The sequence below is a fragment of the Coleofasciculus sp. C1-SOL-03 genome (genome assembly GCF_040220555.1).
Lineage (GTDB): Bacteria > Cyanobacteriota > Cyanobacteriia > Cyanobacteriales > Coleofasciculaceae > Coleofasciculus.
The window spans coordinates 80,501-98,387 of sequence record NZ_JAVJUO010000039.1 but is presented as its reverse complement, the minus strand read 5'-3'; the positions used below and the strand labels follow the sequence as shown (position 1 = coordinate 98,387).

The 17,887-nt window shown below is 45.2% G+C and carries 14 protein-coding genes; 9 read left to right on the top strand and 5 right to left on the bottom strand.

All coding sequences use genetic code 11. From position 1 onward, the window contains the following. Nucleotides 1–223 precede the first annotated feature (223 nt). A complete protein-coding gene (locus tag RIE73_RS06385; RefSeq protein ID WP_446400392.1) occupies nucleotides 224–1,861 on the bottom strand; it encodes a calcium-binding protein in 1,638 nt (545 codons plus the stop codon). Beyond that, the gene (locus RIE73_RS06380; RefSeq protein ID WP_446400391.1) at nucleotides 1,809–3,260 is read right to left on the bottom strand and encodes a S8 family peptidase; all 1,452 of its coding nucleotides are present in this window, start codon (nucleotides 3,258–3,260) and stop codon (nucleotides 1,809–1,811) included. The genes RIE73_RS06385 and RIE73_RS06380 overlap by 53 nt, the downstream gene beginning before the upstream one ends. Before the next feature lie 692 nt (nucleotides 3,261–3,952). Between RIE73_RS06380 and RIE73_RS06375 the strand changes: the two genes are divergently transcribed. The 6 genes from RIE73_RS06375 (at nucleotide 3,953) to RIE73_RS06350 (ending at nucleotide 11,647) form a co-directional block, all read left to right on the top strand. Beyond that, nucleotides 3,953–4,579, top strand: a complete 627-nt coding sequence (locus RIE73_RS06375; protein ID WP_446400390.1) for a hypothetical protein — start codon at nucleotides 3,953–3,955, stop codon at nucleotides 4,577–4,579. Nucleotides 4,580–4,743: 164 nt separating this feature from the next. Further along, complete coding sequence (locus tag RIE73_RS06370; RefSeq protein WP_446400389.1) at nucleotides 4,744–5,673, top strand: hypothetical protein; 930 nt, start codon at nucleotides 4,744–4,746, stop codon at nucleotides 5,671–5,673. A gap of 135 nt (nucleotides 5,674–5,808) precedes the next feature. Further along, nucleotides 5,809–6,741: a DUF1822 family protein gene (locus RIE73_RS06365; protein WP_446400388.1), complete on the top strand. Its 933-nt coding sequence runs from the start codon at nucleotides 5,809–5,811 to the stop codon at nucleotides 6,739–6,741. 24 nt (nucleotides 6,742–6,765) lie between these two features. Further along, a complete protein-coding gene (locus tag RIE73_RS06360) occupies nucleotides 6,766–9,009 on the top strand; it encodes a substrate-binding domain-containing protein (protein WP_446400387.1) in 2,244 nt (747 codons plus the stop codon). Nucleotides 9,010–9,679: 670 nt separating this feature from the next. Then, nucleotides 9,680–9,802 carry a hypothetical protein gene (locus RIE73_RS06355; protein WP_446400386.1) on the top strand — a complete coding sequence of 41 codons (123 nt, stop codon included), beginning with the start codon at nucleotides 9,680–9,682 and terminating at the stop codon, nucleotides 9,800–9,802. Nucleotides 9,803–10,108: 306 nt separating this feature from the next. Further along, nucleotides 10,109–11,647 carry a hypothetical protein gene (locus tag RIE73_RS06350; RefSeq protein WP_446400385.1) on the top strand — a complete coding sequence of 513 codons (1,539 nt, stop codon included), beginning with the start codon at nucleotides 10,109–10,111 and terminating at the stop codon, nucleotides 11,645–11,647. 112 nt (nucleotides 11,648–11,759) lie between these two features. Here RIE73_RS06350 and RIE73_RS06345 read toward each other — a convergent pair whose 3' ends face one another. Both RIE73_RS06345 and RIE73_RS06340 read right to left on the bottom strand, forming a co-directional pair. Further along, the gene (locus RIE73_RS06345) at nucleotides 11,760–12,674 is read right to left on the bottom strand and encodes an acyl-CoA desaturase (protein WP_446400384.1); all 915 of its coding nucleotides are present in this window, start codon (nucleotides 12,672–12,674) and stop codon (nucleotides 11,760–11,762) included. 316 nt (nucleotides 12,675–12,990) lie between these two features. Beyond that, complete coding sequence (locus RIE73_RS06340; RefSeq protein WP_446400383.1) at nucleotides 12,991–13,839, bottom strand: acyl-CoA desaturase; 849 nt, start codon at nucleotides 13,837–13,839, stop codon at nucleotides 12,991–12,993. A 106-nt stretch (nucleotides 13,840–13,945) separates the two neighbouring features. On the opposite strand from RIE73_RS06340, the gene RIE73_RS06335 reads away from it, so the two are divergent. The 3 genes from RIE73_RS06335 (at nucleotide 13,946) to RIE73_RS06325 (ending at nucleotide 15,957) form a co-directional block, all read left to right on the top strand. Continuing rightward, entirely contained in the window at nucleotides 13,946–15,253 is a 1,308-nt protein-coding gene (locus RIE73_RS06335; RefSeq protein ID WP_446400382.1) for a TetR family transcriptional regulator, read from the top strand. Nucleotides 15,254–15,407: 154 nt separating this feature from the next. Beyond that, nucleotides 15,408–15,629, top strand: coding sequence for a DUF2281 domain-containing protein (locus RIE73_RS06330; RefSeq protein ID WP_446400381.1), 222 nt, complete (start codon nucleotides 15,408–15,410; stop codon nucleotides 15,627–15,629). Further along, entirely contained in the window at nucleotides 15,616–15,957 is a 342-nt protein-coding gene (locus RIE73_RS06325; protein ID WP_446400380.1) for a type II toxin-antitoxin system PemK/MazF family toxin, read from the top strand. The genes RIE73_RS06330 and RIE73_RS06325 overlap by 14 nt, the downstream gene beginning before the upstream one ends. A gap of 45 nt (nucleotides 15,958–16,002) precedes the next feature. Here the strand turns inward: RIE73_RS06325 and RIE73_RS06320 are convergent, their stop codons facing one another. Beyond that, on the bottom strand, nucleotides 16,003–17,826 hold the full coding sequence (locus RIE73_RS06320; protein ID WP_446400379.1) for an aspartate kinase: 1,824 nt from the start codon (nucleotides 17,824–17,826) through the stop codon (nucleotides 16,003–16,005). Nucleotides 17,827–17,887 lie beyond the last annotated feature (61 nt).

Sequence of the window (17,887 nt, the reverse complement as noted above, 5' to 3'; positions counted from 1 at the left end):
GCAGTCGGTCTGTCGGGGAGTAAGTCATGGGGCTGCTCTAGATAAGTGGCGAAAAACTCGTCAGAGTTGTAACTAGGAATGTCCTATTGTGAGGTAGGAAGCCTACTCCATAATCTTCGATTTGGTGTAGGAGGATGTCACCGGATTTTATCTCAACCTGTGGAAACCCGCGCAGGCGGGTTTCGTTTGTGTAGCTGCGGTTTTAACCGCCCAATTAACTAGGCTAGGCGAGGATAAAATCACTACTGTTGAGGGCACTCGCTTGAATCCCACTCAAGATAGCTAAGTCTGTATTGAAGACACTGATGCGAGTATCATTCCCATCTTGAATCAGGTCGAGCTGTTGGAACGTGATACCCAAACCACGAATGCCAATCCGGTCAATCTCTACTTCAAAGTCGGTAATCGTGTGAGCTGCACTGGGAACAAAGCCATTGACAATCCAGAACTGCTCATCACCATTGCCACCCGTCATGGTGCTACCACCATAACCACCGAACAATAGATCATCGCCGTCGCCGCCTGAGAGTTGGTCATTGAAGCCAGCAATGAGGATATCATCACCATCGCCGCCATCAAGACTATTATTGCCCGAACCAAACGAGGCATTAAGAATATCATCGCCATCGCCACCAGACAATTGGTCATTGAAGCCAGCTAAGAGATTATCATCACCTTTGCCTCCATCGAGGCTGTTATTTCCTGTACCAACGGAAGCGTTAAGGATATCATCACCTTTACCGCCCAAGAGTTGGTCATTCGAGCCAGCGAAGAGGTTGTCGTCACCTTTACCGCCATCGAGCAGATTGTTCCCGCCACCATTAATGGCATTGAGGATATCTTCACCCTTACCGCCTAATAGGTGGTCATTGGAGCCAGCTAACAGAACATCGTCACCTTTGCCTCCATCAAGCAGATTATTGCCGCCACCACTGGAAGCATCCAGGGTATCATGACCTTTGCCGCCAAACAACTGATCGTTGAGGTTAGCTAACAGTTCATCGTCGCCTTTTCCACCATCGAGCAGGTTATTTCCCGCACCATTGGATACATCCAGACGATCATCGCCAGCTTCACCAAATAATTGGTCGTAGCTGTTGCCAGTCAGTGTATCATCACCTTTACCGCCGTAGAACTGATTACCACCAATGCTTCCTGAACCATCCACCTCATCGTCCCCAGCCAGGGCAAAAACGATGACTGGGCTGTCAGTAATGGTGAGAATATCATCGCCACGGGTGCCAAAAATCGGAGTAGGAGGAATTTTTTGGTTGCCAAAGTCGATGTTCGTGACTGTATCACCAGGACGCAACACCACCCTCTGAGGTTGGGGAGTACCGGGCGTAGGTACAATACTGACAGCTAAGTCGTCGTGGACATAGCTCTGGTTGTACGCCACTTGTACCCCTTCAGAAGCATCAGCATTTTCGATGCCAATCGTGGCACTGGTTAAGGTGGCATTCATTTCATCATATTGATAGAGAATGCTGCCATCTGAGTCTAGGATCGCCTGAAATGTCAGGGAACCACCAGTAGAAAAACGAGGAACATCCTGATACTGAACAATGAATTGATCCTCAACTTGATCGTGGTAGTAATAAACCGCACCTCCCCGACCGGGATTTAAATCATCCCAGAAGGGCGCAATGAAATCATTGGGTTGATTGGGATTGAGAATGGGATCATTACTAAAATCACGGGCTTCAGAGCCAAAACCCAGGTATCCATTTGAGGAAATCTTGACCGTATTTTTATCTTCTCCGAAGAAAGAGAAGTTGAAGGGTAAGTTAACTTGAGCGAAAGAGTCATCACTTAGTGATATTAGACCATTGGCTATTGTCAACGTCTGGGTCAAAGTCATCAAAGATTACAGGAACAACTGGAGGAGGGGTAGAGCCAGTCAGCGCACTGTAGGCATTGAGCCGCCCCCCTGAAACGGTTATTCCTTGCAAGTCGGAAATTGGATCAACCGTTGCCAAAATGCGATCCTTGACCTGTTGGGCTGTTAATGTCGGGTCGTCAGACCAAACCAAACTAGCAACGCCTGCTACGTGGGGGGTTGCCATGGAAGTCCCACTCTTGAAACCGTATCCACCCCCAGGAATCGTGCTGTATACGGAGGAGCCTGGTGCGCCCAAATCTACAGAGGTTGATCCGAAATTAGAAAAACCCGACCGTCGATCATCATCGTCGGTGGAGGCGACAGAAATAATGTTATCTAGGTTATAGCTAGCAGGGTAAGCTGGTCTTGTATCGTTGTTGTTATTTTCATTACCTGATGCAGCAACAAACAATTGTCCTGCATTACCCGCCATCGCGATCGCATCACGCAACCCCTGGGAAAAGCTATAGCCACGCCAGCTATTGTTGGTCAAGTCAGCTCCCATCATCGTGGCATATTCTATCGCTTGAATCGCATCGAAGTAGGAACCCGAACCCGAAGATCCTAGGAACTTGAGCGCCATGATATCAGCCGACCAACTGACACCCGTCACACCAATACCGTTATTTCCTTCCGCAGCGATTGTCCCAGCTACGTGAGTGCCGTGACTGTTGTCGTCAAATGGGTCGTTATCATCATTGGCAAAGTCCCAACCGTAGACATCATCGACGTAGCCGTTATTATCATCATCAATCCCATTTCCGGCAATTTCTCCCGGATTTGTCCACATATTGTCATTGAGATCGGGATGGTTATAGTCCACCCCGGTATCAATTACCCCAACGACTACGTTGTTTCCGGTTTCAATATCCCAGGCTTCGGGAGCATCAATATCCGCGTCAGGAGTGCCACCTGTTTGTCCGGTATTGTTGAGTCCCCAAAGTCGGTTGTATTCGGGGTCATTGGGAGTAGTTGTATTGATAGAACCGATATAGTTGGGTTCGATATATTCAATGGCGGGATCGTCCCCATAAAGAGCGATGGCTTCAGCAACGCTCATCCCTTGGATTTCCCAAAGTTGAATGCCCATCGTTTGAGTGGACTCTTTCACCTTGGCGTCAAGGCTGGTTTGCAGAGCGTTAATTTGATTCGTTGACGCAATCGACGGGTTAAGTTTAACAATCACCTCATTGGGGGCGTAGGTTATTCCTTCTACACCCATGGTGCTAGAGAGTTCTTGCACTAAGGCTTGGAACTCAGGTGACTCCATCTCTCGCTTGGGCGCAACGGCTACTTGATCAGTACTCTCGTCTTCTATGTCTACTGAATCATTGAGTTCAATGTTGTCGGATTTATCAAACAAATCATTAACTGACATCGTTCTTATTCCTTAAACAAAATTCCTTAGAAAATCCGATCGAGTGGCTATTTCACTCCAGTCGATTCGCTGCAACTCGTGAACCTTCACTGGGTTACTCTGGATTAAGCAGCGAATTTTACGCGAATGAACAATTTTTTTGACAAAACTTTACAAAAACTGAACGGTCATATACGGGACTGACTCCTTCACGCTTAATGTAAGTCAAAACTGATTCAACGAAACACTGTATCTGGGAGGTTTCCGCTTTCGGGCGTAAGTCCTCAAAAATTAACCTGAATTTAACCTTACTTATGTAGCCGTAAGGTTAGGACATCGATGTCTAGTTGAGGAGTATAGACGTTTCTTTGCCGGAAATCTAAATAGTTAACAAAACTTATGAATATCCACATAACCAACTGTCCCAGCCGACATTGAAACCCCTACAGGACTTACGCCCAGTGTCTATATGTAGGGTTTGAATCCTCAAATTGCGTAAGTCCTACCCTAGTCATTTGCCTACATCCAGTCATTAACATAAAGTTTTGTAATAAAAACTGACCGATTGCGTAAAATCTTCTCCTTCAGCCAGAGTGATCCAGTGAACGGTTAAGCTGTTGTGATTCGCAGAGTGGTTCTGTCGCGTCCGACATCTGACATGGACACTGGGAATCATTCGGCTTTGTGAACAGCCTAGTTAAAGAGGTTATCTGATGAACTTATTACTTGGAATTGCTTTATTTTTCCTCGGTTTTATCTTGGCAATCATTGGCGGGTTTTGGACGCTAATTCTCGCATTTATGGATCACTGGGGTTGGGGATTGGCTTGTTTATTCATTCCTTTCGCTGGTTTAGTCTTTATTATTATGAAATGGAGTAATCAATCAGTCAGGCGTTCTTTCTTCCTACAGCTTGCCAGTTTACCGTTGACGGGATTAGGAATGCTTTTTGGCGGACTCTCTGCCTTTAACTTGATTTCCAATAGTACAATTCCTCTATCGGAGGATGACATTTTCGTAGAAATGCCAGAATCGGATGTATCTATAGATACAGAACAAGAGTTATCTCCAATACAAACGCCCGCTAGTTCTCCTACTCCTGAGGTAGCTGTATCTCCATCTTCAACTCCCTCTGTATCTCCTACACCGAATACGACTTCATCCCCTACTGCTAAACCCGACTATACTCAATCTATGCTAATTGGTTATGCGGCTTTCGACCAGGGAGATTATCAGACGGCTTTAATTAATTTTAAAAGAGCCTTAAATGAAAGACCAGGAGATGGCTATGCGACAAAAGCTATTGAAAATACGGAAGCGATGATTAACCGCAACCGCTAGTGCTTTGATTCAGTAATTTAAGTAGCTCCACTTAGCTAAGAAACAATACCTCAAGCGTTGAGTTTTATTTGACTATTATGAGTCTTGACAATGAATGATTATGGAAAAATCAAAATAATGGATACAGGAATTAATCGGACGTATTTAAATCTGGAGATTAATGGATGTCTAATACATCTCAAAAGACTGAGTTACTTAATTTACTTCTTAAGGTCAAACAAACTGTCCCAGGAAGTATAGAGCGAAGGCAAACCCTAACCAAACTGGTTGATCGAATCCTGCGATCGCGCCCAATATGCCGTCCACTCAAAGATCAACCCCTATCCCGTGCTTGTCAAGACATTTACCAAGCCGCACGCCAGCAACTTTTGGGTAGTCTGTATTCGGAGATTGACCGCTACAATCCTGAAAATGAACCCCTAAGACAATGGGCAAATCTACGGATGCGGGAAGCCTTTCAAGACATACTCACTGACAACCGTCTGAAACAGCTAGCCCTAGAAGCGAAACAACAGTCAGCCCAGACACAGCAACGCCAATATCTCTTAACTGAACTCATTAATGCGATTCAACTATCCCGGAGACTGATCCGTCCTCGCCGAGGTGAACTTTCTCGTGATTTTTATAACGTAATTTATGATGATGCTGTCAATCGAACATTGCTTTATGTTTTCCAAAAAATTGACTTATATGACCCGGAACGAGGGAATGGAGTATTTATGAATTGGGTTAACTTTAGATTGGATAGAACATTAAGAGACATCCGAGCCTCTTACCAGATTACCCAAGATAAACCAATTGCTATTGAGGAAATAGAGACTATAGGCGAAACTCAAGATGTTCCCACGACATTTGAAATAATTATGCAGTACATAGAACATGATCCCGATAAAATTTTCAAACAGGAGGTGATCAAGAAAAATCCCAACGCCAGCTTCCAAGCCATATTTTTAGCGAAACGCATTCAGGGGAAAAGCTGGAAAGAGATTTCTCAAGACTTGGGAATACCCGTAACCACCCTAAGTAGTTTCTATTGGCGTTGTATTCAACGCTTTGCCCCAAAAATTAGACAGTATGTCCAAGACTGTGCCTAAGTTCGTCATTGGTCATTGGTCATTGGTCATTTGTAATGATTTGAGTACGATTTACAGAACGGGTGGAGTGTTCGGTTTATTTTCAACAACCCACTTATTAGATTACGGCGACACCGATAAACAGGAGAAAACGTGATGATTCATATCAATAAACCCGCGATGTCTAAAGTTAAGCTAGGTTGGCAAGTCCATCAAAACGCCAAACAATTTCGTCAACATCAATCCACTCCCTTTAATTTTGTCAACGCGCAGCAGGTTTATCTGAATACCTTAGCCGTGTATGCAGTTAACGACTACCTCAAGCGCCAAGGAATAGAGACAGACTTAACTGGAAGTGATAGCTGGGACCCATTAATCCAGTCGTTAGCCAATATTGCCGACTTAAAGGTTAAATGGCAAGGGCAATGGGTAAAACTTGAGTGCCGTCCTGTGTTCTCGGATACAAACTTTGTTTACATTCCAGCGGAAGTTTGGGAAGATAGGATTGGTTATGTTGCCGTCGGAATGAATGAATCTCTCACCGAAGCAACGTTACTGGGTTTTACTCAAACTGTGACTACGGAGGAGTTATCTCTTAACCAGTTCCAATCTTTGGATGATTTGCTCAAGTGCCTTCAACCCAAACGTGAACCTAAACCTCTGGTTCAGTTAAATCAATGGTTTGATAATATTGTGGCAGAGGGTTGGCAAACGGTGGAAGCGTTACTGGGTACACCAGAGGTTAGTCTTGCATTCAGAAGTGTCAACCCGGCGACGGTGAAGCGGGGAAAGATAATCCAACTGAAAGACCAAAGTCTAGCACTGATACTTGACCTGAATCAAGATAATGAACAAAATGTTCGTATCCGGGTTAAAGTTCGTTCCTTAGCGAGTAACACCCCGTTACCCGAAGGCATTAAGTTAATGGTACTGGATGAAACCGGAGAACCTTTTCTAGACACGCAAGCCGGAAACGCTGACCATTCTATTCAAACTAAACCCTTTCAGTTTATTGATCAAGCTGAGGAACAATTTACCGTTAAAGTGGTGCTGGGTGAGGAGAGCGTAACGGAGGATTTTATAATTTAAACTGAGGAAAGCCAGAACATAACTATGGGTAAGGTCGTTAAACTTAATCTAGAACATGGGAATTTTAGCCAAGGGTTTCAGATTACCCTCGAAATTGGTGATGAGCGTTCTCCGCATCGTCAAATCCGGACAGGTGGTCGTTTACCCGCTAATTTACAGGTTTCTGCCAACTATGATAATTGGAAAACAACCTATCGCCGCTTAGAAACAGCGTTCAGGCGTCCAGTTATTCTAGAGGAAGAAACCGAACTTCTTCCCCCTGTCTCTGCTGACGAATGTCAAGTCTTATTTGAAACCCTAAAAGGTAGTCTCAATCATTGGCTGAGTGCTGAGGAGTTTCGCCGTGTCAAAGAGCAATTACTCAGAGAGTTAGACGAAGAGGAAGAAATTCGCGTCATTATCCGCACCAGTGAACACAATTTGCGGAAGTTACCCTGGGATACGTGGGACTTTTTTGATGAGTTTTCCAATGCGGCTGTGGCGATTAGTCCGACAGAACATGATGTCGGAAATCCGGTTAAACCGAAAAATCAAGTTAGAATTTTGGCGATTTTAGGCAATAGCCAGGGAATTAATATTGCCAGAGACAGAGGGTTACTCGAAGGTTTACCCCAGGCGGATGTCCGCTTTCTGGTTGAACCGCAACGTCAAGAATTTGAAACCCTGTGGAGTGAAGAGTGGGATATTCTTTTCTTTGCGGGACATAGTTATAGCCAAGGAGATGGTGATTGCGGTTATATTTATATAAACCAAACTGAAAGGCTAGCCATTAGTGAGTTGAAAAATACCCTAAAACGAGCGATTAAGAAAGGGTTACAACTGGCGATTTTTAATTCCTGTGATGGTTTAGGATTAGCCAATGAGTTACAGCGGCTGAATATCCCGCAAATGATTGTGATGCGGGAACCTGTACCGGATAAGTTTGCTCAGGAATTTTTGAGATATTTTCTGGAATCGTTTTCCAGTGGCAAATCATTATATACTTCAGTCCGAGAAGCACGGGAAAAGCTACATGATTTATCGGATATTGAGCGAAGGTTTCCGGGTGCAAGTCTATTACCTGTGATTTGCCAAAATCCTACTGTTTTACCCGTGAAGTGGGACGATTTTTTGGCAAAGAAAAAGCCTGAGGTTAAATCCGCATCAGGGGAGACGGTTGAACCGCCAATTTTACCTGAAGATAAACAGACATTACCCCAACCGATTTCTCCGGAACAGTCGGCGACTGCGGATAAAGCCTTCCAGGTTTCACCCCCAGGGAAAAAGCCAATCGGTAAACGAATCGGTATCGGAGTTTTGGGCGGCGCTATTTGTATCTCAGCCATCAGCGGTTGGTTATGGTGGAAACGCCCTATCTGTTCATTGAACGATAATCGGATACCATTCATGATTAATATTCCCCAAGGACAACTGTTTAACTATGGGGGAAGTACAACGTGGGTTCCTCTTGCTCAACCCTTTCACGAACAGATCAAGACAGCCTTGCAAGATTTTCAACTCAATCCACCGAAGTATAGTGGTTCAGTGGAGGGAATTGAACAGGTATTGGGAGGCTATTTTGCCTTCAGTTTATCCTCTACCCATCTGCGAAAAAAAGATTTAGCCGAGGCGAGACAGCAAGGCTATGAACTGATTCAGGAACCAGTGGCAATTGACGCGATCGCAGTCGGGGTAAATCCGCAACTAAATGTTCCTAACCTAACCCTAACTCAGCTTAAAGATATTTATACCGGGAAAATTAGCAACTGGCAACAAGTGGGAGGTCCGGATTTACCGATTACTCCCTACTCCCGCGCACCCGAAGGCGGAACCGTGCGATTTTTTACCGATGCGGTTTTAGCAGGACAACCGTTTAATACCCAAATTGTCCAATTCGTTGATTCGACAACCACGGGAATCGGTAAAGTCAGTAATGAGCTAGGTGGAATTTACTACGCCTCAGCACCGGAAATTGTCTCTCAATGTGGGATTCGCCCCTTACCGTTGGGACTTCCAGGAAAGACGGCGATTGCTCCCTATCAGGGTGATTTAGTTCCCCTGGAGTCTTGTCCCCAGCAGCGCAATCAGGTTAATTTAGCCGCCTTCAAAAGTGGAGAGTATCCTTTAACTCGAAACTTATTTGTGATGATTAAAGATTTTCCCGGTGAGAATAATGCCCAAGAACAAGCTGGGAGAGCGTATACTAATTTGATATTAACGGGTAAGGGTCAAGCGATGGTCAAAGAACCGGGATTTGTTCCGGTTGCTCCAAGTTGTCCGTCGCCCTAGTGCGGCGGGCAATGCGGTGAAGCTGGGGGAGATGGGGGAGCTGGGGGAGCAAAGGATAAAAAAATGATTAGCTGGTGGGGGAATTATTTAATTGTCTGTGTCAATCTGTGTGCTTGACTATTTAATCTTCTAGAAAGTGCCATTCACTCTGTGTACTCTGTGTTTTTGTCAAGACTTAGTAATAATTTTTATTATAACTTTAACAAAATACATGCGTCCAAGGGGGAGGTTGGCAGTGAGACGAAAATCGTCAATTATACAAAGTCTTACGAAGATTCAAGGGGTTTAGCTGTATCAAAATTATTTTTGCCCATAAAAAACCCACCATAGATAGTATACCTGAAAATCGCACAAGTTTCTCACAGTCACCGCAACCCTTGAAAATTCGTAGCTTTTTCCCAAAACGAGGTAAAAAACGAGCAATTATGACGTTTTGTTGAGACGAGACTCGAATTTAAAAAATTAAACCATCCTGGGGGAAAGAATAGTTTAAGTTATCAGAGCTTGACAAATCAAGCCGAAACGGGATTGAGTCAAGCTAAGGAAATGTCAGTAGCTAAGCAGAAAGAAAGAGTAAATTGGTAAGCTGTCACGCATTTAAATTGGGAATGGGTAGCGAGCAAGATGCTCGCACTACAAGGATTTCGTCATTATTGACATTAGGGTTTAAATGCCAAACAGCTTATATCGTGAATCGTGGTTATCAAAAGAAGTGCGATCGCTCGCTGTGCCGGATCGGATTCGTCTAAAGTCCACTACTAATCAAGTACCCGATTATGCCATTAGAGAATGAAGAATATCTGTAGATACTGATGCTTATTCCGACGCTTGTTACCCTACTGGATTGACACAGCTTAAATGGTGGATTAGATGTGACGATTGAATCGGGCGCACGCCATGCGCCCCTACAGTTTCCAGGCTAATGGTTAATTGCTCAAAGAAGGTGTGCCGAACCACTACTGGCTTGACACAGCTAAAATTGTGGAATAGATTTGACCATTGAATCGGGCGCAAGTCTTTGCGCCCCTACAGTTTCCGGGCGTAATTCTAATTCATCAAAGAAGGTGTGCCGAACCACTACTAACGTGACACAGCTAAAATGGTGGAATGGATTCTACCGTTAAATCGGGCGCAAAGCAATAGCCCCCTACAGTTTATGCACTACTCATCTTTATTGGTGTTACTATCCTTATCCCTATCGTTCCCGCTACTTTCGCCCTCAACGGTAAATGCTCAAGAGACAACAGCACAATCTAGCTTTACCCAAGGATTTTGGCGTCCAGCCGAAGGACTGGTTCAAGAACAACTAAATTTGATTAATCGGATTGAGCGAGCATACTACAGTCCTAATGTATATCAAGTAGAAGCGACGCGATCGCAACTTTTCTTACATCTCGGCAAAGTAGAACGCTTCTTAAATAGTCAGTATCGAATTCCCCAGTTTCTCTGTAATAACGGAACGCCTGATCCCGATGTTCCTGCACCGTTAACCTTACCCCAGCGACAGGTGTATTGTAATCTTTATGTATCTACCCAGAAGCTGGAACCAATGGTTGATCTGTTGGATATGCGGTTACCGATGCTAGCTGGGTTAGCTGCACCGAGTACCATACCATTAGAGGATCAACGTCCAGGCTTGCGGTTGAATTTAGCCACACCACTTCGTCCTGAATTTGCACCTGTACCCGACTTCCCCGAACCGGAACCGCCTGTTTTGGGTATGCCAACAAAGCGTCCCCTTACAGACTATCAGAGACAGCCGCGACAACCTGCGATCGCGCCTCCAGAAGCGGTGACCCAAACCCTTTTAGCCGCACGGGAACAACTATTACTCACATTACCAGCATTTCCCGACTCGGCTCGTATAGTTGATCCTGGTGTTTACACGGTAATTCCAACTCAGAGTACTTTGGGTCTTTTGCCCTTAGAACCCCAGCGATATGCCGACTTTCTTGACCAACCCAACACCGGAATTGCTCGTATCTTTCTCGCCGAAAGCTATCAACCTGATCCCAATAAGCTGCGAAACCGCCTGCAATCTCCTCTCCCCCAACCCTTTCCCTTAACGACTGGGGTTGAATCGGCGACGGATTCCGTTCCTAGCTTGGCGCTGGAGATTGAAAATGGGAACTTCACCATTCCTTTGCAGGGGCTAGATTATGGCTTTATCGTCAATTTGGGTGATGTTTCTTTAGACGAACTCGACACTAATCTCCAAACAATTCACACCCTGACACCCGAACAACGGGATTTATTTCTGAACTATCGTCCACCCAATGAAGTAGAAGCTTTACAAATAGACCAACGGCGCTTTTTTACAGGTAAAGATGGTATCGGCTTTGTCCCGCCTTTAAGCCCACCTGCGGCTATAGGTTCAGAGGTAGGATTAAATAATACCTATTTAGTCAGATTAATCCAATTCCAGTTACCTGAAGCTGTACTGGAAGGAGAACCAATTTCACGATCGCAGCGCCGCTATTTACCCGAAATTCTCAAGACACCAAGCAGCGATGTTATTGTGGCTTTTCAACCTGTTCACCAACGTTTAGATGGGAGTTATACAGTGCTATGGCGTTTACTTTATCGCTTTCCTGATCCCCAAATTGAAAACTTAGCCGAATACGTGGAATTAGAGTGAAGTTTCCCCAAAACAAAACAATGTAAGACAATGTAAGTCGAAGGGTTAACCCGTCTCGAAGTATCCTTTTAGAATCCTTGGTTATTTATACCAAGGAGAAGTCAACTCAAGGTTATTCTAAATCCACTGATGTCGTTACGACGGCTGGCAACTCTGACGATTGAACGCTTAGAACCTTGGCACACGCCAGCAGCTTGGTTTCAGTAGGCACTTTAAGCTTTGACGCTAACTTGAAGAACTCAAGCATTTTAATGAAGCTAAACGTGGGATCTGGAAGATAGACAACCTGTCCAGAACGAATGGTTATCCCCTGGCGACTGGATGACTGAAAGGCATGATGGAGATTATGCCAGCCTTCACCCAGAGTTAGAAATGCTACTAACTTATTATTGCGACTGAGATCATCAGTGATAAAAGGTTGTTCCCCGACAATATGGCAAAGGGAGTTGACGGTTTGCACGCCATGAAACAGCAGGGTTGTGCTGAGAAAAAATGCACCCAGATATTCAACACCACCGATAAGATAAGAAATCACTCCCAGTGCTACTAGAGGGATAAAGTGCAAACGATCAATCACCTTTAAAACAGGATCACTCTCAACATCGGCAGGTAGCTTGTCAGGAAAAAAGCGGGGAGATAATAGCCAACCTCCTTGAGACCAATAAAATCCTCCGATCCCTTGAACGGGTGTACAGGGGGAATGGGGATCGAGTTCTTGATCAACATGTTTATGATGGGCTATATGGTGTGCTTTCCACCAACTTGGACCCATCTGCCCCGCCGCCGCCGCCACAATACTTCCCACCCATAGAACTGGAGCCGGAGCTTGATAGCTTTTGTGAGTGAGTAGTCGATGGTAGATGCCGGTTGTTGCCAGCATACGGATGACATATAAAAATATGATCCATAAGCAAGCGCCCCACGATAAACCCGTGATTAAAACAAGTAATGATCCGATATGGCTAAAGATAATCAGCGTCGGACCGATTAGATAAGAAATAATTGTCAGTGGAGAATACTTTTTCATTTTTTTCTATTGTCCTAAAAGGAAGGATGGTTGAATAAGCCGTTAATGAAACCTGCCCCTACTTTTCTATTACCAAGAAACTCCTCTGACTTACAAAACAACCGCATAACCTACGTTTGTCAAGTCATGCGGTTCAATGTAACTCATAAATACTAAGTTCAATTATTAATTGAGTTAGCATCAGGCTATCTTCAAATTAATAATCTAAAGTAGAACAATACCTACATTGGCTAACTCTTCAAAAAATCTGATGAAAACAAACTTTTGACCCTTCGCGACCCTCAAGGGCATAGGTTTAAACTGCCCAAGCGTTTGACTAGGCTGCCTTTTTAGGAGGTAGGACAACTTTCTTAGCTAAACCTACTCCTTGTAGTAGTTGAATTGCCCACCATGTCATATCGATTTCCCACCATTTACGTCCAGCCGGAGCAACATTGGGCTGAGCGTGGTGATTGTTGTGCCAACCTTCTCCGTAGGTTAAGATAGCTGCCCACCAGAGATTGCGAGAACCATCATTAACTTCATAAGTCTGATAACCGCGCAGATGAGTGGCAGAATTAATTAACCAGGTGCTGTGCCACAGTACGACAGCTCGGACAAAGACACCCCAGAATACAAATTGCCATCCTCCGACTACGTAAAGCAATAAACCCAGGGGAAGTTGTAACAATAAGAAGTAACGATCTAACCAGCGATAATAGGCATCTCTTGCCATATCAGGAGCGTATTTCTGATAAACTTCGTAATCAAAAAATTCGGGTTTGTGATAGAACAGCCAAAGCATGTGACTCCACCAAAACCCATGTCGTGCTGAGTAAGGGTCTTTGTTGGCATCATCGGGGTGAGCATGATGCTGACGGTGTGCTGCTACCCAGAAGATTGGTCCCCCTTGGAGAGCTAAAGCCCCAATGGTGGTCAGGATATATTCTAACCACTTAGGCACTTGAAAACTCCGATGGGTCAAAAGCCGATGATACGATAAACAAATGCCAATACTGCCAAAGAGCCAATGGAGAAATATCATTACTCCCAAGGCTGACCATGAAAAAAACCAGGGCGCCAGCAGTGCCAAGACGTGAATCGCGCCAAAAAATAGCAGACTGGGCCAATGGAAGGGTAAGTTAGTGCGACTTTGAGGAGGCGCTGAGATTGAATGATTAGTCATTGAGAATCGTTACAGTAGGAATTGAGGTGCAAGTGTTACTTACACTTCTACCATCAGCTTAACCACTGTTCCATCAAAATGCAAGTATTACTTACATTCTTAAACTATGTCTCGTACCAGTTCTGCAACACGAGCGCGTTTGATTCAAGCAGCGCTTGAGTTGTTTACCGCTCAGGGGGTTACGGAGACGACTACACGTCAGATTGCGGAATTAGCCCAGGTTAATGAAGTCACACTGTTCCGTCAGTTTGGTAACAAACAAGGATTGCTCTTAGCCGTGATCGAAGACTCTGGGGTGTTTACCCGTCTGGGTGAATCCCTCAGATCCCAAGTTGATCAGACAACCACGTTTGAGCAGGCGCTGATCAACTATGGACGCGATCGCCTTCAAGCTCTGACGCAAATGCCCGAGTTACTCCGCTCTGTGGTTGGGGAGTCAGGAAAATATACGGTTGAGCATCGTCAGGCGTTAGGAGAAGGGGTTACCCAAGCTAACCTGGACTTCGCTGATTATCTTACCACCGTGATTCAACGCGATCGCTTACATTTACGTTTATCAGCGGAAAAATTAGCCAGTTTGGTTAATGGGATGTTATTTGGGTATTTGGTGATTGAACTAACCAGCGAGTTCCACAGGCTTTGGCAGAATCAGGAGGAGTTTTTGCAAAGTTTGCTCGAACTTATCTTACACGGAGCTTTTGCAGACGGAGAGCTACAGAGACGGGAAGAGGCACAGAGACGGGAAGAGGCGGAGGAAGAGCCAGGAAGCGGCGATACAGGGGAGATAGTGCGCCAGCCTGTCCCCGATTCTTCACCGAATGCGCCTTCTCAGGTGACTTCCTCTGAGACGGTAGCCGATTTACCCGCATCCTTAGTTCATGCCATTTTGCAACAAGCCAAAAAAAGCGGCTTACGGGATTATGCTCTCGCCTATGTCCTCTTTGGTGCAGGATTGCGGGTAGAAGAAATTATTGCCTTAGAGCGATCGCACCAAATTAGTGATACCCATAGACATTTGTTACAAGTGACTCAAGGTAACGTGCGCCAAGTCCCTGTGAATCAGTGGATTATGGGCAAGCGCTATGGTTCATACACCCGCAATCCCTTAAACCAATGGCTCAAAAGTCGTAAAGATGATCGCTCACCCATGTTTGTTAATGAAGCCTTGGAACGGATGTCGGTGTCAGAATTAAGAGCTGCATGGCGTAACTTTACTGCTGAGTTGGAAACGCCATCTCCCTCAATTGAGCAAGCGCGACAAACCTGGTGTGTGGAACTGTTAATGAGAGGGATGAATGTGGAGGATTTGAGTATTTTAAGCGGTTTAGATGTGAAACAATTAGAACCTTATGTTCGTCGGGCAAGGGAAAAAACGGCGTTGGAACGGGCGATTCGTTTAGATCAAAAACCTTGAGTAGGGGTTGCTGAATATGTATTGTGGTGAGGATAGGGAACAGGGAACAGGGAACAGGGAACAGGGAACAGGGAACAGTAAGGTTTGAGAGAAATTTGCAAAAATTGATACAGTAACGTTTTCTTTTGTCCGACTACTTACCCAATATTAAAATATGAATAATACAGTTATCCTCAATTATTTTGAACAGAGGCTAATTGAAAAAATCCGCGACTTACCTCCTGGTAAAGTTGAAGAAGTCGCCGATTTTGTCGATTTTTTACTAAGACGCAGCGAACATCATCAGACGATGGTTCGAGAATCCGCTACACTTTCGGAAAAGGCATTTGCCAAGGTCTGGGATAATCCAGATGATGCTGAATATGACCAGCTATAATTTTGGAGATGTTATTATCCTAGTTCCATTTCCTTTTACCAATCAAACAACGAGTAAGAAACGTCCAGCCGTTATCATTAGTTCTGATACCTACAACCAAGAACATCCTGACTTGATTGTGATGGCAATTACCAGTCAAAGTCGGCAGATACTGATGTTTGGGGATGTCACAATAACAAACTGGCAAGAAGCCGGGTTACTCAAGCCCTCTATTATTAAAGCGATCGTTACGACAGTTGAGAAAACCCTGGTTTTGAGGAAACTTGGACAACTCCAAGCTTATGATATCGATGTACTAAGAGAATCATTAGTAAGAATTATCGGCTAGTGCAGCGCGGCAAAACCTAGTATTCCAGCAAACTTGATATAACTCCTAGGCGGGAACTTCAACTTGCTGATTTCCGGCTAAACCAAATGCCTGGTGAATGGCTTGTAATGCTGTCACTCCTTGCTCTTTATTCACCACACAACTAATTTTTATTTCCGAAGTAGTAATCATTTGAATATTGATTTGGTGTTGAGAAAGGGCGGCAAACATCCGCGCCGCTACACCGGGTTGTCCAATCATTCCTGCACCAACAATGCTAACTTTGGCAATATCGGCATCAAGGAGAACCTCGCCGTACCCTAAAATAGGGGCTGCCTCTTGGAGAATTTTCTGGGCATTTTCCGCCTCAGCTTGGGCGACAGTGAAGGCAATATCGCGTGTGGGAATTCCATCAATCACGCGACAGCGCTGAGATTGAATAATCATATCCACGCTAATAGCTTGCTCGGCTAAAATACTAAATATTCGAGCTGCCATACCTGGACGATCAGGAACATAGCGAATCGCTAAACGGGCTTGATTCTGGTCAAGAGCAACCCCTCGGACAGGGTTTGACTGTAGAGACGTTGCATGCAACGTCTCTACATTCGGTAAACGGGCGGGGGAACTGGTAATATTAAACTGGTCACACAAAACCGCGATCGCACGATTACAATCAGCCGCATCAATCACACAGCTTACTTTTACCTCAGAGGTGGAAATCATCAGAATATTGATTCCCGCATTGGCTAGGGTGGTGAACATTTGCGCCGCAATCCCCGGATGTCCAATCATCCCCGCCCCCGCGATCGCAATTTTGGCGATATTCGGTTCCACTAAGACTTCCGCTTCATCCGCACGGGGATTTTGGGGACTCCGAAACGCAGGTGCGATCGCTTCGGCGACGGCTTCTGCGCGTTTGAGAATGCCTTTACTCACACTAAAGGCAATATCATTCGTATTCCCCTCGTGAATCGACTGGATAATTAAATCCACATCTAAATTTTGACCCGCAATCTCCCCAAATAATTGGGCGGCGACACCCGGATGATCGGGAACCCGCAACATTGCCACTTTTGCCTGATCGGTATCAAATTCTACCGCATCAACACAGCGAGCAATTTCTAACCCTTCTAAGGAACGGGGTTGTGGCGTGGGAGAAATCACCTTTGTCCCCGGATCATCCGTCCAACTAGATAATACAACCAAGGGCATCCCGTAATTGCGAGCAATTTCCACCGCACGGGGATGCAGTACCTTCGCCCCTAAGCTTGCCAATTCCAGCATCTCATCGCAGGTAATCTCGTCCATGAGTTGAGCATCAGGGACTAAGCGCGGATCAGCGGTTAAAATACCAGGGACATCTGTGTAAATCTCACAGCGATCTGCCCCTAATGATGCGGCTAACGCCACGGCTGAGGTATCTGATCCACCGCGTCCCAAGGTGGTAATCTCTAACTCAGTCAGGCTACTGATTCCTTGGAATCCGGCGACAACAACCACTTTCCCCTCGTTGATATGACGAGAAATTCGTTCGGTGTGGATATTAAAGATACGGGCGCGGCTATATTGGGCTTCCGTGACAATACCCACCTGTGCGCCAGTCAGAGAAATCGCAGGTTGTCCTATTTCCTGCAACGCCATCGCGAGTAGGGCGATGGAGACTTGTTCGCCAGTGGAGAGTAACATATCCATTTCCCGACGGCTGGGATTGGCGGAAATTTCGTGAGCCAGTTTGACTAACCCATCTGTCGTTTTACCCATCGCGGATACAACAACGACTAAGGAGTTACCTGCTTTGACTGTTTTTAAGAGGCGTTGGGCGACAGTTTGAATCCGCTCAACTGATCCCACCGAGGTTCCACCGTATTTTTGGACAACCAGCACCATAAATCTTGCTCCTACACCTTTGCTATTATGTCATTCGTCATTTGTCTTATGTCATTTGTCA

Excerpts from the sequence above, each read along its gene's own strand:
- RIE73_RS06340 (WP_446400383.1), bottom strand. The coding sequence starts at position 13,839 with ATGACTAATCATTCAATCTCAGCGCCTCCTCAAAGTCGCACTAACTTA.
- RIE73_RS06360 (WP_446400387.1), top strand. The coding sequence starts at position 6,766 with ATGGGTAAGGTCGTTAAACTTAATCTAGAACATGGGAATTTTAGCCAA.
- RIE73_RS06375 (WP_446400390.1), top strand. The coding sequence starts at position 3,953 with ATGAACTTATTACTTGGAATTGCTTTATTTTTCCTCGGTTTTATCTTG.
- RIE73_RS06320 (WP_446400379.1), bottom strand. The coding sequence starts at position 17,826 with ATGGTGCTGGTTGTCCAAAAATACGGTGGAACCTCGGTGGGATCAGTT.
- RIE73_RS06380 (WP_446400391.1), bottom strand. The coding sequence starts at position 3,260 with ATGTCAGTTAATGATTTGTTTGATAAATCCGACAACATTGAACTCAAT.
- RIE73_RS06335 (WP_446400382.1), top strand. The coding sequence starts at position 13,946 with ATGTCTCGTACCAGTTCTGCAACACGAGCGCGTTTGATTCAAGCAGCG.
- RIE73_RS06350 (WP_446400385.1), top strand. The coding sequence starts at position 10,109 with ATGGTGGAATGGATTCTACCGTTAAATCGGGCGCAAAGCAATAGCCCC.
- RIE73_RS06385 (WP_446400392.1), bottom strand. The coding sequence starts at position 1,861 with ATGACTTTGACCCAGACGTTGACAATAGCCAATGGTCTAATATCACTA.
- RIE73_RS06355 (WP_446400386.1), top strand. The coding sequence starts at position 9,680 with ATGCCAAACAGCTTATATCGTGAATCGTGGTTATCAAAAGAAGTGCGA.
- RIE73_RS06325 (WP_446400380.1), top strand. The coding sequence starts at position 15,616 with ATGACCAGCTATAATTTTGGAGATGTTATTATCCTAGTTCCATTTCCT.
- RIE73_RS06345 (WP_446400384.1), bottom strand. The coding sequence starts at position 12,674 with ATGAAAAAGTATTCTCCACTGACAATTATTTCTTATCTAATCGGTCCG.
- RIE73_RS06365 (WP_446400388.1), top strand. The coding sequence starts at position 5,809 with ATGATTCATATCAATAAACCCGCGATGTCTAAAGTTAAGCTAGGTTGG.
- RIE73_RS06370 (WP_446400389.1), top strand. The coding sequence starts at position 4,744 with ATGTCTAATACATCTCAAAAGACTGAGTTACTTAATTTACTTCTTAAG.
- RIE73_RS06330 (WP_446400381.1), top strand. The coding sequence starts at position 15,408 with ATGAATAATACAGTTATCCTCAATTATTTTGAACAGAGGCTAATTGAA.